The organism is Pontibacter rufus (genome assembly GCF_015694705.1).
Taxonomy (GTDB): Bacteria; Bacteroidota; Bacteroidia; order Cytophagales; family Hymenobacteraceae; genus Pontibacter; species Pontibacter rufus.
This window is the reverse complement of sequence record NZ_JADQDR010000008.1, coordinates 101,845-118,545: the sequence shown is the minus strand read 5'-3', so window position 1 is coordinate 118,545 and position 16,701 is coordinate 101,845. Positions and strand designations below refer to the sequence as shown.

Sequence of the window (16,701 nt, the reverse complement as noted above, 5' to 3'; positions counted from 1 at the left end):
CATTTGATATCCGGTTATATGGGGCCATATTTGCTGTCTCATTGCTATAAAAGCGTGCGAGAAGTATTATGAAAGTAGAGCAAATATATACCGGCTGTCTGGCACAGGGCGCCTATTACATCGAAAGCAACGGCGAGGCAGCCATTATCGATCCGCTCCGGGAGATAAAGCCATACCTGGGCAAAGCTGCCCGAAACGGCGCTAAAATCAAGTATGTGCTGGAGACGCACTTTCATGCCGATTTTGTGTCCGGGCACGTGGATCTGGCCAAAGTTACCGGCGCACAGATTGTTTTCGGCCCGCAGGCGCAACCTGCTTTTAGCGCACACCTTGCTACCGATGGCGAGGAACTAAAGCTGGGCAAGCTGACGATTAAAGTGCTGCACACGCCCGGCCACACCCCCGAATCTACAACCTACCTGTTGCAGGATGAACACAGGAGAGACTATGCTATTTTTACGGGTGATACGCTTTTTATCGGGGATGTGGGCCGGCCGGATCTTGCCGCGAGATCAGAACTAACCGAAGCGCAACTGGCAGGCCTCCTCTACGACTCACTCCGCACTAAAATAATGCCTCTGGCCGATAGCGTAATCGTGTATCCGGCACATGGAGCGGGTTCCGCCTGCGGCAAAAACATGAGCAAGGAAACATCTGATCTGCTGGGCCACCAGAAGCAAACGAATTATGCCCTGCGCGCCGACATGAGCAAAGAGGAATTTGTGAGGGAGGTAACCGTCGGTCTGCTTCCGCCACCCGGCTATTTCCCGCTCAATGTAAAGCTGAACAAGGAAGGATATACCAGCTTTGAGGCAGTGCTGCGCCAGGGACTGCAGGCACTCTCGCCACAGGCCTTTGAGGCTGCCGCCAACGAAACAGGCGCCCTGGTGCTCGATACGCGCAAACCCGAAGTGTTTGCAAAAAGCTTTATTCCCGGTGCTGTTAATATTGGCCTCGACGGCAGCTTTGCTCCCTGGGTAGGCGCTTTGATTCCAGACATCCGGCAGCCTATACTTTTTATTGCGGATGAAGGCCGCGAAGAAGAGGTGGTAACGCGCCTGGCACGCGTAGGCTATGATGCAGCACTCGGCTATCTGGCAGGTGGTATTGCCGCATGGAAAGCGGCAGGAAAAGAAACTGATACCATTCCATCCATCACGGCAGCGGAACTGGCAACGCGTTATGCCCAAAACAACAGCATCCGGGTAGTAGATGTGCGCAAGTCCGCCGAATATGAAACAGGCCATGTGGAGGGCGCACACAATGTCCCACTCGATTACCTGAATGAGCATCTGGAGGCGCTTCCAAAGCTTGAAACCATATACCTGCACTGCGCCGGCGGCTACCGCTCCATGGTTGCGGCATCCATACTTAAGGCCCGTGGCTATAATAAACTCGTTAATGTAGAAGGTGGCTTTAAAGCTATTGCTGACACCACACTGCCAACCATAGCCCTGGTTTGATACTTCCGGCACGTAGCAAGCGCCGCGCCAACCTGACTGCGGCGTCTTTTATACCTGTGAGTGTCCTGCCTGCCACACAGCAACAGCCCCAAGTCCAGATGTTATACATTGGTTTCGGGTCAGGGCCTGCGGCATTTGTCTGAAGCCGGATATGCGCCCTTGCTTATCTTTAAAAGCGTCCTTCCCGTAAAGTTAATATACTATCTGCTTTTGCCCGGTAACAACATAGCCGGACTGCGGGTATAGCATTGCACCTGTCCCGGCAACCTGCAAGTATAAATTCCGGGTACAGCTTGCTTTAAAGAAGAAACATTTGACGTTACATGAAAACAGGATCTAAACTACCTATCTACGGGGCGCTGGCAGCTAACATCGGCATCGCCATTATTAAGTTTGTGGCAGCATCTGTCAGCGGCAGCTCCGCCATGCTCTCCGAAGGCATCCACAGCACGGTGGACTCCGGCAACCAGTTGCTGCTGTTGCTCGGCATCAGCCGCAGCAAGAAACCCGCTGATGCAAGCCACCCGTTCGGCCATGGCAAAGAGCTATACTTCTGGACGCTGATTGTGTCGATACTGGTATTTGCGCTGGGCGGTGGCATGTCGGTATACGAAGGTATCAGCCACATCAACCATCCCCAGACCCTGGAAGATCCGTTCTGGAGCTACATGGTGCTTTTGGTGGCGATGATATTTGAGGGGGCTTCCTTTTATGTGGCCATCCGTGAGTTTAACGCAATCAGGGGAGGCGGCAGCTTCTGGACCGATTTGCGGACAAGTAAAGACCCCACGCTTTTTGCCGTTATCTATGAGGATGGCGCAGCCCTGCTGGGCCTGCTGATTGCCTTTACCGGTATTTTTCTGGGCCATTATTTCCAGAATCCTATGCTGGATGGCATGGCCTCCATCCTGATTGGTGTGGTACTCTGTTTTGTCGCCGTCATTATGGTGGTCGAAAGCAAAAACCTGCTGGTGGGCGAGAGCGCTGTAACGCACCTGGTAGAAGGCGTACACCAGCTGGTAAACAACGATCCGGACGTACATACGCTGCGGCCTCCCCTCACCATGCACATGGCGCCCAATGAAGTGCTGCTGGCGCTGGACGTACAGTTTCAGCAGGATTTAAGCGGCCATAAAATCACAGAGGTAATCGCCAGGCTTGAAAACAACATCCGCAGCAATTTCCCGGAGGTAAAGCGTATTTTTGTAGAAGCCCGCAACCTCACCAGCCAGGAAGCCCCGGCAAAGCAGGTATAGGTCCGGATGCGGCTCCTTCACCACCGGCAATGCTGCCGGTGGTGAAGGAGCCGCATGAAAAATTTTCCAGCGACTCCCGGCGGTATTTAGAAGTATAATTTTGAGCTGCACAGGTGCTTTTTGAGGGTGCTTATCCGGTAGCAGTATCCGTTTTCCTGAAGCTAAAATAGTATGTTTTTTGAAGTTGTAATGTTCATCTTTAAAAAGTAACTTTAAACCCGCAAGCATAATAGGTGTTTAAACGTCGTTTAGCTAAATCACAACACGAGGTTGCTGTGCTATACTTGCAAAACATACCGCCGGCGCACAACCTGCCGGCTTTCAGAAAACATTACACGGCAAACGCCACCGATGGCAGGCAAACTGTTTTTGATGCCGCTACGATGGTGCAGAACCAAACACATATACCCCTAAGGCTTTTATGTATCAGGTAGATATACAACAGATTCAGCCCTTTTTACTTCGCCTGCTGCACCAGATCGCTGCGCCCGAGGCCATAGACTGGCTATCGCGCAAGCTAAAGCAGGTGTCAGCTTCATCCGGCACGGGTAAAGAGTTTTACCTGGCTTTCAGCTCTGTGCCGCGCTACATGGGCAAAGCGCCGCTCCAGCTCTCAGAAGCAGATTTAGCGGAAGCACAGCGCCTCCGTAAAGGTTTTAACCCTGCTAACTGGACGACAGATCAGGCCGCCCGCACGCTGCTTATACTTACGCTGCCGCACACGGATAAAGCGGAATTCCTGACCCAGATAAACAAGCTCTTCAGCACCGCCGACATGGGCGAACTGGTTGCGCTTTACGCTGCCATGCCGCTCCTGCCCTACCCCGAAGATTTTAAAGCGCGTGCCGCCGAAGGCTTCCGTACCAACATGGGCAATGTGTATGAGGCCGTGGCGCTCGACAATCCATATCCGGCTGATTACCTGGACGAGGCCGCCTGGAACCAGATGGTGCTGAAAACCCTGTTTGTGGGCAAACCCCTTTTCCGCATCTATGGCATCGACCGGCGCAGCAATGCCAGGCTGGCCCACATTCTGTCAGACTATGCGCACGAGCGCTGGGCAGCAGGCAGAACCGTTTCACCGGAACTGTGGCGACCCGTGGGGCCGTTTATAGACGATATTATCATCAAAGACATCAGGCGGCTGTTTGATCAGCCAGAAGAAATACAGCACGAAGCGGCGGCGCTGGCCTGTGCGCAAAGTTCGTATCCGGAAGCGTTGGAATTGCTGAAGGCGCATCCGCAGCTCAAAAACAGAATCGATTCCGGCGAGCTGACCTGGGATTTGATAGGCGCCGAAACACTGGCAGCACAAAAATAAATACTGCTTCGTACACAAAGTACAGGCACAAAATTAAATTTATACTTATACTTCGGTAGTTGTTATTCCGGTAACATCCCAAAGAACAGAACATATACTTTAATCATCTGGTGTTTTATGCCCTGATAAGCGTCTTCGACAAAATCAGACAGATGTATCTGACGTAATATCACCTGATAATTAGCACATTTTATAAGTATCCTTACTTAAAACCACTTATGCGCACAAACAATATGCTGTTTATAGACCCGCACGCACACATGACGTCCAGAACCACGGATGATTATGAGCGTATGCGCCAGGCCGGCATTGTGGCCCTGATTGAACCCGCTTTCTGGCTAGGACAACCCCGCACCGAGGCCGGCTCTTTTAAAGATTATTTCAGCAGCCTGGTAGGCTGGGAGCGGTTTCGGGCAAGCCAGTTCGGTATCCGCCATTACTGCACCATTGGCCTCAACTCCAAGGAAGCCAATAACGAGCCGCTGGCCGAGCAGGTAATGGAACTGCTGCCGCTGTTTATCTGCAAAGAAGGCGTGGTAGGCGTGGGTGAAATCGGGTACGACGACCAGACAGCCGCCGAAGACAAGTACTTCAGGCTGCAACTGGAACTGGCCAAAGAAGCAGACATGCCCGTGCAAATCCATACCCCGCACCGCGACAAAAAAACCGGCACCATCCGGAGTATGGAAGTTAGCCTGGAGCATGGCATCGAACCGGGTATGGTGATAATAGACCACAACAACGAGGAAACGGTAAAAGACGTGCTGGACAGGGGCTTCTGGGCTGCTTTCACTATCTATCCCAACTCCAAAATGGGCAACGAGCGCATGGTGGAGGTCGTGAAACAGTATGGCACAGAGCGCATTATCGTGAACAGTTCCTGCGACTGGGGCATCAGCGATCCGCTTTCGGTGCCTAAAACGGCTTCGCTGATGCTGGAGCGCGGCATCTCTGAGGCGGATGTGCGTATGGTCTGTTACCAGAATGCCCTGAGCGCTTTCGGGCAGAGCGGCCAGATGAAAGAGTCTGACTGGCTGGATGCCACAACAGTAGACCAGCGTGAGAAATTCTCCGACAATTCCGTGTTGCGGGGCGGCCAGACACCCGTAGTAGGCGAAATAGAAACCTCAGGCGACATGCCTTCTAACATCATCAGATGACACGAACAGGTGCGTACCTGCGGCTGATGCGCCCGGCCAATATCATTACGGCCATCGCAGATATTGCCCTGGGTTTTGCGGCGGCTGGTGCTTTGCTCTCGTCGCCTTTCTGGGCTGATGGTAATATTTCGCTGGCAGCTTTCAAACTCCTTTGGCTTATACTTGCTACCGTGGGGCTGTATGGCGGCGGCGTGGTATTTAATGACGTATTTGATGCCGCCCTAGATCGGGTAGAACGTCCGGAGCGGCCAATTCCGAGTGGCGTAGCAACAGTGGGAGGCGCTTCTGCATTGGGCGCCATCCTGCTTACCGGTGGCATACTGGCGGCCTGGCAGGTTTCTGATTTGAGTGCCATACTTGCACTGGTCGTAGCCCTGCTCGCGCTGCTCTACGACTGGAAAGGCAAACATCATCCGGTGCTGGGCCCCATTAACATGGGTGCCTGCCGGGGTGGAAATCTGCTGCTGGGCGTAAGTGCTGTACCGCTGGCTGTAAGTCACTTCTGGTTTTTGAGCCTGATTCCGATTGTATACATTTCAGCTATCACCATGATTAGCCGGGGCGAGGTACACGGCGGAAACGCTGCAGCCTTAAAAGGCGCCATGGCGCTGTATGCGCTGGTGATAGCCGCCATCGCAAGCCTGGTGCTGCTGCCAGACTTTAATGTATGGTATTGCCTCCCGTTTCTGCTTTTGTTCGCCTTCCTGATTTTTCCGCCACTGTTCAAAGCTTTGCCTACCAGGCAGCCGGCTCTGGTGGGCAAAGCCGTAAAAGCAGGGATACTGGCCCTTATTGTGATGGATGCCAGCATTGCTGCAGGATTTGCCGGCTGGCAGTACGGGCTGGCGGTGCTGCTGCTGCTGCCGGTATCCATTTTTGTAGCCCGGAGCTTTGCTGTTACGTAAATTGCCTGCTGCAATGGCTTTATACTTTGCCAATATGCCGGCAGCTTTAAAGTATGGCAGTTTATGAAGTGGCTGGCTTTTATACTTGCTAAATTAATTTTTTAAGTAGCCAGGGCTTCCCAAAAAGTGTTAAAGTGAGGCGCCGTTGCAGGTTCATCTATAGCTGCCGGGCTCTGATTAAGGAAGTATGCCAGTGCTTTAGCGTTAAAGAAATCATATTCAGGTATAATGTGTTTATCTACCATAGCCTGTATACTTTAAAAATTAAATTTTGTCCGTTCATACAAATATGAGAATTATACAACAGTCTTTTCAGGTGCAGTTCAACTATGGCGTGTTTTTCACCGAAGGGATGTTCAATCCTGATAACCGCGTGTTGCTAAATGTGCTGCAGCCGGATGGCAGGACAGAACCCATCAAGCTCCTGTTCGTAATCGACAGCGGTGTGGCAGCCGCCCATCCTTCGCTGGTGAAGGATATCAAGGCTTATGCCGCACATCATGCTGATACAATAACCTTACCCGCCGAACCCCTCATTCTGCCCGGCGGCGAGGACGCCAAAAACAACCCGCAATTGGTGCAGGATCTGCTGGAGGCTGTCAATAATTTCGGTATCTGCCGCCACTCTTACTTAGTGGCTATTGGCGGCGGCGCGCTGCTGGACATGGCTGGTTTTGCTGCCGCCGTCGCGCACCGCGGCATCCGCCTTATCCGCATCCCGACAACCGTGCTGGCACAGAACGATTCCGGCGTGGGCGTAAAAAACAGTGTAAATGCCTTCCACAAGAAGAACTTCCTGGGCACCTTCGCCCCGCCAGTCGCCGTTATCAACGACAGTGATTTTCTGCTTACTTTGGAAGACAGGGACTGGCGAGCCGGCATTTCAGAGGCAATAAAGGTCGCTTTGATAAAAGATGCTGATTTTTATACTTCCATCAAGCAGAACGCCGCTAAACTGGTAGCCCGGGACATGCCCGCCATGCAGGATTTAATTTTCCGTTGTGCCGAAATGCATACCGAACATATCTCCGGCAAAGACCCGTTTGAGAAAGGCTCTTCACGGCCGCTGGACTTCGGGCACTGGGCAGCGCACAAACTGGAACAGCTTACGGAATACAGGCTCCGGCACGGCGAGGCGGTTGCCATTGGCATTGCACTGGATGTGGTGTACTCAATGCTGGCCGGTATGCTGAGCAAGCGCGAATGCGAAGATGTACTGGAACTCATCTCGACCCTGGGGTTTGACCTGTATGTGCCGGAACTGTCGCAACAAACCGATGCGCCGGAACAGGCATTGCAGATACTTAAAGGGCTTTCAGAGTTCCGCGAGCATCTGGGCGGCCAGCTCACCATCATGCTGCTGAATAAAATAGGCGAAGGCGTGGAAGTGCATCACATGGACGAAGCATTGCTCATACAAGCCGTGAAACTCTTGCAGGAGCGCCAGCAAAAAGCTGTTTCTGCCTGAGCTATTCAGACTCTTGCAGGAGTTGCACACACTGCAAGGTCTGGGTTATACTTATACTTAAAAATGACACCATACATGGCGGGTTCAGTTCCTGCTTATTTCCGGCTTCATCAGATAAAACATGTACCTCGACAACGGCTACCATTTAACCTACTGCACCAACATACATCCCGGCGAAAGCTGGGACGAGGTTTTCCGGAACCTGCAGGAGTACCTGCCGCCTCTTAAAAAGAACCTCAGCCCTGATAAGCCTTTTGGCATTGGCCTGCGCCTCTCCGACCTTGCCAGCCGGGAGTTGTTAGCGGGTAAGCGCCTTGCTGATTTTAAAGTATGGCTTCAGGACAACGGGCTGTATGTGTATACCATGAATGGTTTTCCTTTCGGGGGATTTCATCAGCAGGTGGTAAAAGATGCGGTCCATAAGCCCGACTGGACAACGAGGGAGCGGGTAGATTACACAATAAGGCTGGCACACATTCTGGCAGCTATACTACCGGAGGAGCTGGATGGCGGCATTTCTACCTCGCCCCTCTCCTACAAACCCTGGCACCGGCACGATGAAGCGGCACTAGATGCTATGTTCCGAACCTCCTGCCTACACCTGGCAGAGGTAGTGCTGGAACTGCAAGGTATAAAATCCGAAACAGGCAAAACCATCCACATCGATATAGAGCCGGAACCGGACGGGGTGCTGGAGGATACCGAGGAATTCATCAGCTTTTACAACAACCGGCTGCTGCCCATTGGCATTGAAAAACTGAAGGCTGCTTCGGGAATATCTGAAGGCGAAGCAGCAGAAGCAATTCGCACGCACATCCAGCTTTGCTACGATGTATGCCACTTTGCCCTGGTGTATGAGCAACCTGCCGATACTTTTGCGAAGCTACAGGAAGCCGGTATCCGCATCGGTAAAATTCAGCTCAGTTCTGCGCTTAAAGTAATGCTGCCGGTAAGTATGGAAGAGCGCCAACGTATAGCGGACCAACTGGCTCCCTTTGCGGAATCAACCTACCTGCACCAGGTAGTGGAGCGCAATGAAAGCAACCGGCTCACGCATTATACAGACCTGCCACAGGCCTTAAAGCAGATAGCAAAACCGGAGGCAAAAGAGTGGCGCACGCACTTCCATGTACCGCTGTTTACCAGCACGTATAATGGTTTGCAATCTACACAGGATGCTGTTGCGGAGGTGCTGGAATTATTGCAGCACAACCATTTAACCAATCACCTGGAGGCTGAAACCTATACTTGGGAAGTGCTTCCGGAAGACATGAAAAAAGAGCTGCACGCATCCCTCCAGCGGGAGCTGGAATGGGTGCTGCAAAAGATAAACCCAACTAAAGATGCAGAAAACAGTCGTACTTGATGTGGTTGGCCTGACCAACTCCCTTATTGGCGAACATACGCCTTTTCTTGCAAAATGGACAGCTGACGCCAAAGGCGCAGTAATACACCCGGTGCTGCCTGCCGTAACCTGTACGGCACATGCCACTTACCTCACCGGCAAATTTCCGGAGGAGCATGGTATTGTGGCCAATGGCTGGTACTTCCGGGATGAGGATGAAGTAAAACTCTGGCGCCAGTCGAACAAGTTGATTCAGGCCCCGAAGATTTGGGATGTGGCCAAGGCGGCTGACCCAAACTTTACAGTAGCTAACATGGGCTGGTGGTATAACATGAACACTACCGCCGATTACACGCTTACACCGCGCCCGCAGTATCTGGCTGATGGCCGCAAATTGCCCGACTGCTATACGCAACCTGCCGATCTGCGCGACAAGCTGCAGGAAAAGCTGGGCACTTTCCCGCTGTTCAACTACTGGGGGCCGAAAACCTCTATCAAATCGAGCAAGTGGATTGCGGACGCCTCTAAAATCACGGATGATTTGTACGACCCCACACTCACGCTCATCTACCTGCCCCACCTCGACTACAATCTGCAGCGCCTGGGGCCCAGCGACCCGCGCATCGCCAAAGACCTGCAAGAAATAGACGCGGTATGCGCTGACCTGATACAATTTTATGAGGCTAAAGGCGCTCAGGTAATTATACTATCAGAGTATGGCATTTCGGATGTAACCCACCCGATACACCTGAACCGGGTGCTGCGCCAGCACGGCTATATTGCTGTGCGCGAAGAGCGCGGCACAGAGCTGCTGGACACTGCCATGAGTGAGGCCTTTGCCGTAGCCGACCACCAGGTCGCCCATATTTATGTGGAGGATAAAAGCAAAATACAGGAAGTAAAACAATTGCTGGAGCAGGTGCCCGGCGTGCAGGAAGTATTGGCAGGCGATGAGCGGAACAAGTATAACCTGGCGCATGAGCGCTGCGGGGAACTGGTAGCCATAGCCGACAAGAATTCGTGGTTTACTTATTATTTCTGGCTCGATGATAAAAAGGCGCCGGACTATGCCCGCATGGTAGACATACACAAAAAGCCCGGATTTGACCCGGTGGAGATGTTTACAGACCCGGATATTAAGTTTCTGATGCCATTGGTAGCGGGCAAGCTCCTCAAAAAGAAGCTGGGCTTCCGGATGGTGCTGGACATTATTCCGCTCAACGCTGAGCTGATAAAAGGCTCACACGGCCGTCTGCCGGAAGATAAAAGCGAATGGCCGGTACTATACACCAAACAACCGGCGCAGCTCCCGAAGGAAGTGAAGGCAACGGATGTCTTCTCCGTCATACTATCACACCTGCAACTACAACCAGCAACCCAAAAGCAACAGTTATAATAAGAACCACAGACAGTAGCTTTTACGCTACTGTCTGTGGTTTAGGAGTTGCGGTTCTTTTGTAGCTGCGGTTTTGCGCTTCTCTAAGTAAGCAGTTGCTGCGGCAGCAAGCATCACCAAACACACCAGCAACAGGCCAAAAGACTCGCGCGCCAGCTCCATAGCATGTGTTTTCATCGACAAATCCTTTTGCATCCATTCCTGCTGTATCCAGGCTGAAACGGAGCTGGGATATTTATACACAAAACCGATAAAGCTGAGAAATGCTGCCAGCAGCAGCAGCGGTACAACGTATTTGCCAAAAGCTGCCATGCCCGCCATCACGGTGGCAAAACCATAGATGCTTATCCAGAACCAGGCATCCGGATCATTGAACTGCCAGTAAGTGAACAGCAGAAACATAAGGCAGCAAAAGCCGAAAAATATGCGAAATGCTTTCATGCAATAAAGGTTATTTTTATCTATTGATTATTTATACGCATATCAACGCATAAGAGAAATCATAGAAACGCTAATGGACATATTCCGCTTCTGTGTCTCCATCATCCGGCACTTTCAAAGTGATTCAATAAAAATATCAGAAAAGTAAGCTTAAAGCAAATTCTTTCCCCTCCCCCTGCAGCGTATTAACTGCCAACCAGGGAACTCCGCTTCAGATGCCAGCTTATGGATGCATCTACTATCGTGAAGCCTGAATTAAATAAAATTAGCTGCCGCTTAGCGCTAAACATGTTCATCTCCCTGTATTAACACAATGTCGCATACTATATTAAGGTGCAAAAAATTTGGATAATTGATTTAAAGTCTTGAACTTATATCCTCCATATAAAATATTCGGTTACTTTTCAGAGTACCATATTTAACTTCTAACTCAGCTAAGAAATACTACTTACCCGCAACAAAAGATGATCTAATCAAAAAAGCTAAAGGTATATACTTGATACTGCCTGCTAAGGGAGCAAGCTTGTCTAAAGAGTTATCATAACATAAATCCATTTAGATATGAATGAGCAGGAAATATGGCGAAACTTCAAAGAAGGATGTGAGACTAGCTTTCTCTTGCTTTACAGGGAGCACGCTCCAGTTATGTACCGCTATGGCTGTAAGTTATCAAAAGACAAGGATCTGGTAAAAGATTGCCTGCAACAGGTATACTTCAATCTCTGGAAAAATAAGGAAAATTTAGGCAATCCGGCTCATACAAGAAATTACCTGTTAAAAGCCCTCCGTTTAGAGATCATAAAAAAATCTGACACCAAGAACTCCCCTGAATCGCTTCCCGAAAACTATCATTTTCTTACCATAAGTTCCTGCGAATCTGATCTCATTGATTTGCAAACTGACGAAATTAACCAGAAAAAAATAGGCGCTTTGCTTTCACAGTTGCCAGCCAGGCAGCGGGAGGTTATATTCCTGAAATACTATATGAATTTAAGTCCTAAAGAAATTTCTGTTGTAATGGGCTTAGAACAAGCGTCTGTGTATAAACTTACCTACAAAGCCATTGATAAGCTCCAGCTACTCTTCCTCAAAATGTACACTGCTATACTTTTACTGGTATTTGCCTTTTAAACTGCCGCTCTTACAAAGCAGCCATGCCGTTGTGGTCTGTGTATGCTCATACATGATCAAATCCTGAGAGAAATCCTCTTGAAAATAAATTTCCTTTTCGGAGGGATAGTTTTTGCTCGAAGCAGCTAATACTTATAGAAGGCTACTGATAGTTAGCCAATCTTCTTGACGCTTGTTAACGGCTAAAGTTCTTTAGATGGACTATTCAGAATACGATGTGGCAGATTTTGCAGCTGATGACTTCTTTATTCAGTGGGTTAAAAATCCGACTGCAGCGGGTAATCAGTTCTGGATAAAATGGCTGGCCGATAATCCTGCCAAGCAGGAGGCAATACAGGAAGCCCGGAAGCTAGTTGTTATACTTTCCGGAGATGAAGACAAAATTCAGGATTGGGAATTAGATGAAATATGGCAAAAGCTAAGTGAAGCACGCGCGCCTTATACGCCTGCTGAAACTACCGGGGCCAAAGTTATACCGTTGAGATTCTGGCAAAAAAGGGCAACCCTTGTAGCTGCTGCACTCGGGCTTTTACTTCTTGTTGCCGGTTTTATACTTTCCAAATTAGTCCACAACCCGCCCGTAGAATATGCGACCCGTTACGGGGAAAGGCGTACGATACAGCTCCCGGACAGTTCTGTTGTGGTGCTGAATGCTAATTCCAGCTTAACAGTACCTGCTGAGTGGACATCCGGTAAACCACGAGAAGTGCACCTTAAGGGGGAAGCTTATTTCTCGGTTTCCCATAAGCTAAATAATCAGAAATTTATAGTTTACACTTCAGATGGCATTCAGGTTGAAGTATTGGGAACCGCGTTCAACGTGTCGGACAGGGGGAACAAAAGTGAAGTCGTGCTGGCTTCCGGGAAAGTCCGGCTTAACATAGCCCGTACGGGCGAGAACAAACAAGTAATTATGCTGCCGGGTGAACTGGTAGAAGTACCGGATAAGGCCGGCACAATTACAAAGCGAGAAGTAAACACAGCCCTTTATACTTCCTGGAAGGATAACAAGCTTGTTTTCGACAATACTTCTTTACGTGAAATAGCAACTATGCTGGAGGATGATTATGGGTATACTGTAGTTTTCCGGGATACGACGCTTGCTGACAAAGAGATAACGGCCTACCTCGATGCGGGGAGCCTGGATGATATCCTCGTTACCTTATCAGAGACATTGGACATGAAAATAACCCGGGAAAACAAAAAAACAATTATGATTTCTAACTATTAACCAGCATCCTATGCAAAAGAGATTTACTTTTTGGTTGGGCTCCTCAGGCCTGACCCTGGCACTATGTTGCCTGTATTTTTCAGGAATAGCGCAGAATCATTCTAGTACGGATGTCACGCTTGCTGCAAATTATGCCGAAGCGGCGCAAAAGGTTTCAATAAGACCTTTAAAAGAGGTTCTGACGGAGCTGCACAAGACCTATGGCCTCCAGTTTTCTTACAAGTCTGATATAGCGCAGGAGCTGAAATTAAAAGTACCGGCTTCTCTGTCTAAGGAAAAGGACATAGAGGTGCTTCTGACAAAGGTACTGGCGCCGAGTGGCCTTAAGTATAAAAAGGTGAAGAAGGTGTATATCATTTATAAAGATGAAAAACCGGAGAGCAAACAGGAAACCAGCTTTAACAGGCCTGAGGTAAATGCGAAAGCCAGCCAGGCCGATATTGAAGTAACCGGAAGGGTAACAGACGAAAGTGGCACAGGCCTGCCGGGGGTAACGGTACTCCTGCAGGGCACTTCCACTGCTACGCCTACCGGATCTGACGGAAGTTATGCGATTACGGTGCCTGATGGCAATGGAACGCTTGTGTTCTCTTACATAGGGTACCAGACACAGGAGGTGCCTATTAACAACAGAACCAGTATTGATGTAGTCCTGGAGGATGATGCGAAAGCATTGGAAGAAGTGGTGGTGGTAGGATACGGCACGCAGAAGAAAGCTAATCTGACGGGTGCAGTAGACCAGGTTGGTGGCGAAGTATTTGAGAACCGGCCGCTCCCCAACATCACGCAGGGGCTTCAGGGTGTACTGCCAAACGTCAATATAAGATTACTGGATGGGAAACCCAATGCATCACCCAATATCAACATCAGGGGAACCACCTCCATTGGGCAGGGAGGCAGTGCGCTAGTATTGATAGATGGCGTTGAGGGTGACCCGAGCATGCTGAACCCAAATGATATCGAATCTATTTCTGTGCTGAAAGATGCTTCATCTGCTGCGGTATACGGTGCCAGAGGAGCCTTTGGTGTGGTACTGATAACCACTAAAAGACCCGCATCTGGTGCATTTTCTATTACATACAATGCAAATTTTGGTGTAAAACAACCCACCGTTTTGCCCGACTATGTCACAGACGGGTTTTTATGGGCTAGTATGTTCAATGAGTCCTTCTATGCCTGGGAAGGCACATACCCGCAGAACGTAAATAAAACGCTGACATTCTCTCAGGAGTACCTGGCTGAACTGGAAAGAAGATCAAAAGATCCAAGTCTGCCCAAAATTGAAGTTGGGCCGGACGGGAAGTATGTGTATTACGGAAACACTGATTGGTACGATCTCCTGTACAAAGATCAACTATACTCAAACGAACATAATATCTCCTTATCAAGAAGCACTGATAAGGCAAGCTTTATGGTATCCGGAAGATATTATGGGCAGGAAGGATTGTTCAGGTATAATTCAGATGATTTTAAAGGATATAACTTAAGGGCCAGAGGCTCTATAGAGCTTTATCCCTGGTTGCAGGTAAATAACAATTTTGATTATTCCGGCAGAAGCTATCACAACCCACTCAATGTAGGCGAAGGAGGCGGTATCTGGAGAAACATTGCCGACGAGGGGCATGTGCTTGCCCCAATGCTCAACCCGGATGGCACCCTTACCTACTCCGCTGCCTATACTGTGGGCGACTTTTACTATGGTAAAAACGGGATAGACACAAAGAGAAATATCATACGGAACACCACCGGTTTCGAGGCCCAGGTCGTTGAGGATAAATTTAAGATAATAGGCAATTTTACCTTCCAGAACATAAACAATAACGAATTCAGGAGACGGGTGCAGGTGCCATACAGCACAGCCCCAGGCGTAATAGAGTATGTAGGCACGGAGTACAACGATATCAGAAACATTCAGGATGAAACCGACTACATCGCAGCGAACCTGTATGGAGAGTATGAGAATACATTCCGGGACAAGCACTACCTCAAAGCTATGGCCGGCACCAATTATGAGCAGTCAACCTTTGAGCGACTGCTGGCTCAGCGGAACGGCCTTATTTTTGAAGACGCCTCCAATATTAATTTAGCATTAGGCCAATCTATTGTGACTTCCGGCGGGTATGAAAAATGGAAAATCCTGGGCGGTTTTTACAGGCTGAATTATATTTTTGATGACAGATACCTGCTGGAGTTGAACGGCAGATACGATGGCTCCTCCAAGTTTCCCGAAGATGAAAGATATGCTTTCTTCCCATCTGTTTCAGCAGGCTGGAGAATATCTGAGGAATCTTTCTGGCCTGTACCGGCTGATATTGTATCACAGCTGAAGTTAAGGGCCTCTTATGGCTCCCTCGGAAGCGGTAATATAGGTGCATATGCCTTTCAGGAAACTTTCTCTATCTCGCAGTCAGATAGAATACTCAACGGGATTCAGCCCCAGAGAACCAGCATGCCAGATGTGCTCCCGAACGGGCTCACCTGGGAAACAGTAACCACACAGAACATCGGGTTAGACCTGGGGATGTTTTCCGGAAAGCTGCAGTTCTCGGGCGATGCTTATATCCGCAAAGCTACTGACATGTACACCATTGGCATGACGCTTCCAGCTGTTTTTGGAGCCACATCACCTAAAGGTAATTACGCTGACCTGAAAACAACCGGATGGGAACTAATGCTGTCCTGGCGCGATATGTTTCAGGTGGCATCAAAGCCTTTCAACTACCAGGTACGGTTAAACCTTGCTGATAATCAGGCTGAAATTCTGAGATACAACAATCCTAATAAATTCCTGAACGACTATTACGAAGGAATGAAAATTGGTGAGATCTGGGGGTATGAAACGGAAGGCTTCTTCACATCGCAGGCAGATATCGATAACCATGCAGATCAGAGCCTGTTTAAATCAACCTCATCCGGCGAGTACTTCCCCGGCGATATAAAGTTGAGAGACATAAACGGCGACGGCATCATAAGCCCCGGTGACAATACCGTTGACAACCCGGGCGATAGAGCCATTATTGGGAATTCTGCTCCGAGGTATACTTATGGAATAAACTTAGGGGCTGACTGGAACAACTTTTTCTTCTCGGCTTTTTTCCAGGGTGTCGGAAAACAGGACTGGTACCCAAGGTATGATTCAAACGCATTCTGGGGGCAGTATAACAGACCGTATGGTGATATCCCAAAATGGCATCTTGAAGAAGGCATTATATGGTCAGAGGATAATCCGGATTCATTTTTCCCAAGGTATGTCTCGCGTCTCGCTAACAGAAATGGGGCAATCCTCCGGGAAGAGCAGTCAGGGTATGTGATGAATGCCGCATACGTCCGCCTGAAGAACTTTCAGGTAGGATATAATCTGCCACTGGATCTTATCTCCAGAATCAAACTGAAGGCGGCAAGAATTTACGTTTCTGGTGACAACCTCTGGACCTGGTCGCCTCTCTACAAAATTGTGAAGAACATTGATGTTGAGAATGCAACGGCTCCCTCAGACCAGCTCTTTACGAGCTCTAATGCCGGGGACGGATACAATTATCCCCTGCTGAGAAGCTATACCCTGGGTCTGTCTGTCACTTTCTAAT

Annotated in this window: 13 protein-coding genes; 11 read left to right on the top strand and 2 right to left on the bottom strand. The window is 49.5% G+C overall.

Annotated features, from left to right (window positions below; translation table 11 throughout):
* Positions 1 to 68 precede the first annotated feature (68 nt).
* From I2I11_RS14405 to eboC, 5 genes are all read left to right on the top strand, one after another.
* The gene (locus tag I2I11_RS14405) at positions 69 to 1,463 is read left to right on the top strand and encodes an MBL fold metallo-hydrolase (protein WP_196268431.1); all 1,395 of its coding nucleotides are present in this window, start codon (positions 69 to 71) and stop codon (positions 1,461 to 1,463) included.
* A 323-nt stretch (positions 1,464 to 1,786) separates the two neighbouring features.
* Positions 1,787 to 2,719: a cation diffusion facilitator family transporter gene (locus I2I11_RS14400; protein ID WP_196268430.1), complete on the top strand. Its 933-nt coding sequence runs from the start codon at positions 1,787 to 1,789 to the stop codon at positions 2,717 to 2,719.
* 421 nt (positions 2,720 to 3,140) lie between these two features.
* Positions 3,141 to 4,040 (top strand): EboA domain-containing protein, encoded by a 900-nt coding sequence (locus I2I11_RS14395; RefSeq protein WP_196268429.1) that lies wholly within the window; start codon positions 3,141 to 3,143, stop codon positions 4,038 to 4,040.
* A 218-nt stretch (positions 4,041 to 4,258) separates the two neighbouring features.
* Positions 4,259 to 5,200: a TatD family hydrolase gene (locus tag I2I11_RS14390; RefSeq protein WP_230680303.1), complete on the top strand. Its 942-nt coding sequence runs from the start codon at positions 4,259 to 4,261 to the stop codon at positions 5,198 to 5,200.
* A complete protein-coding gene (gene eboC / locus I2I11_RS14385; RefSeq protein ID WP_196268428.1) occupies positions 5,197 to 6,105 on the top strand; it encodes a UbiA-like protein EboC in 909 nt (302 codons plus the stop codon). The genes I2I11_RS14390 and eboC overlap by 4 nt, the downstream gene beginning before the upstream one ends.
* A 101-nt stretch (positions 6,106 to 6,206) precedes the next feature.
* Here eboC and I2I11_RS14380 read toward each other — a convergent pair whose 3' ends face one another.
* Entirely contained in the window at positions 6,207 to 6,350 is a 144-nt protein-coding gene (locus tag I2I11_RS14380) for a hypothetical protein (protein ID WP_196268427.1), read from the bottom strand.
* A 44-nt stretch (positions 6,351 to 6,394) separates the two neighbouring features.
* On the opposite strand from I2I11_RS14380, the gene I2I11_RS14375 reads away from it, so the two are divergent.
* The 3 genes from I2I11_RS14375 to I2I11_RS14365 all read left to right on the top strand — a co-directional run bounded on the left by I2I11_RS14375 (position 6,395) and on the right by I2I11_RS14365 (position 10,314).
* Positions 6,395 to 7,573, top strand: a complete 1,179-nt coding sequence (locus I2I11_RS14375) for a 3-dehydroquinate synthase (protein ID WP_196268426.1) — start codon at positions 6,395 to 6,397, stop codon at positions 7,571 to 7,573.
* Positions 7,574 to 7,694: 121 nt separating this feature from the next.
* A complete protein-coding gene (eboE, locus tag I2I11_RS14370; protein ID WP_196268425.1) occupies positions 7,695 to 8,939 on the top strand; it encodes a metabolite traffic protein EboE in 1,245 nt (414 codons plus the stop codon).
* Positions 8,917 to 10,314: an alkaline phosphatase family protein gene (locus I2I11_RS14365; protein WP_196268424.1), complete on the top strand. Its 1,398-nt coding sequence runs from the start codon at positions 8,917 to 8,919 to the stop codon at positions 10,312 to 10,314. The genes eboE and I2I11_RS14365 overlap by 23 nt, the downstream gene beginning before the upstream one ends.
* A 27-nt stretch (positions 10,315 to 10,341) precedes the next feature.
* Here the strand turns inward: I2I11_RS14365 and I2I11_RS14360 are convergent, their stop codons facing one another.
* Entirely contained in the window at positions 10,342 to 10,755 is a 414-nt protein-coding gene (locus I2I11_RS14360; RefSeq protein WP_196268423.1) for a transmembrane 220 family protein, read from the bottom strand.
* A 561-nt stretch (positions 10,756 to 11,316) separates the two neighbouring features.
* Here I2I11_RS14360 and I2I11_RS14355 point away from each other — a divergent pair.
* The 3 genes from I2I11_RS14355 to I2I11_RS14345 all read left to right on the top strand — a co-directional run bounded on the left by I2I11_RS14355 (position 11,317) and on the right by I2I11_RS14345 (position 16,700).
* Entirely contained in the window at positions 11,317 to 11,886 is a 570-nt protein-coding gene (locus tag I2I11_RS14355) for an RNA polymerase sigma factor (RefSeq protein WP_196268422.1), read from the top strand.
* A gap of 196 nt (positions 11,887 to 12,082) precedes the next feature.
* Complete coding sequence (locus tag I2I11_RS14350) at positions 12,083 to 13,117, top strand: FecR family protein (RefSeq protein WP_196268421.1); 1,035 nt, start codon at positions 12,083 to 12,085, stop codon at positions 13,115 to 13,117.
* 10 nt (positions 13,118 to 13,127) lie between these two features.
* Positions 13,128 to 16,700 carry a SusC/RagA family TonB-linked outer membrane protein gene (locus tag I2I11_RS14345; protein WP_196268420.1) on the top strand — a complete coding sequence of 1,191 codons (3,573 nt, stop codon included), beginning with the start codon at positions 13,128 to 13,130 and terminating at the stop codon, positions 16,698 to 16,700.
* Position 16,701: the final 1 nt, after the last annotated feature.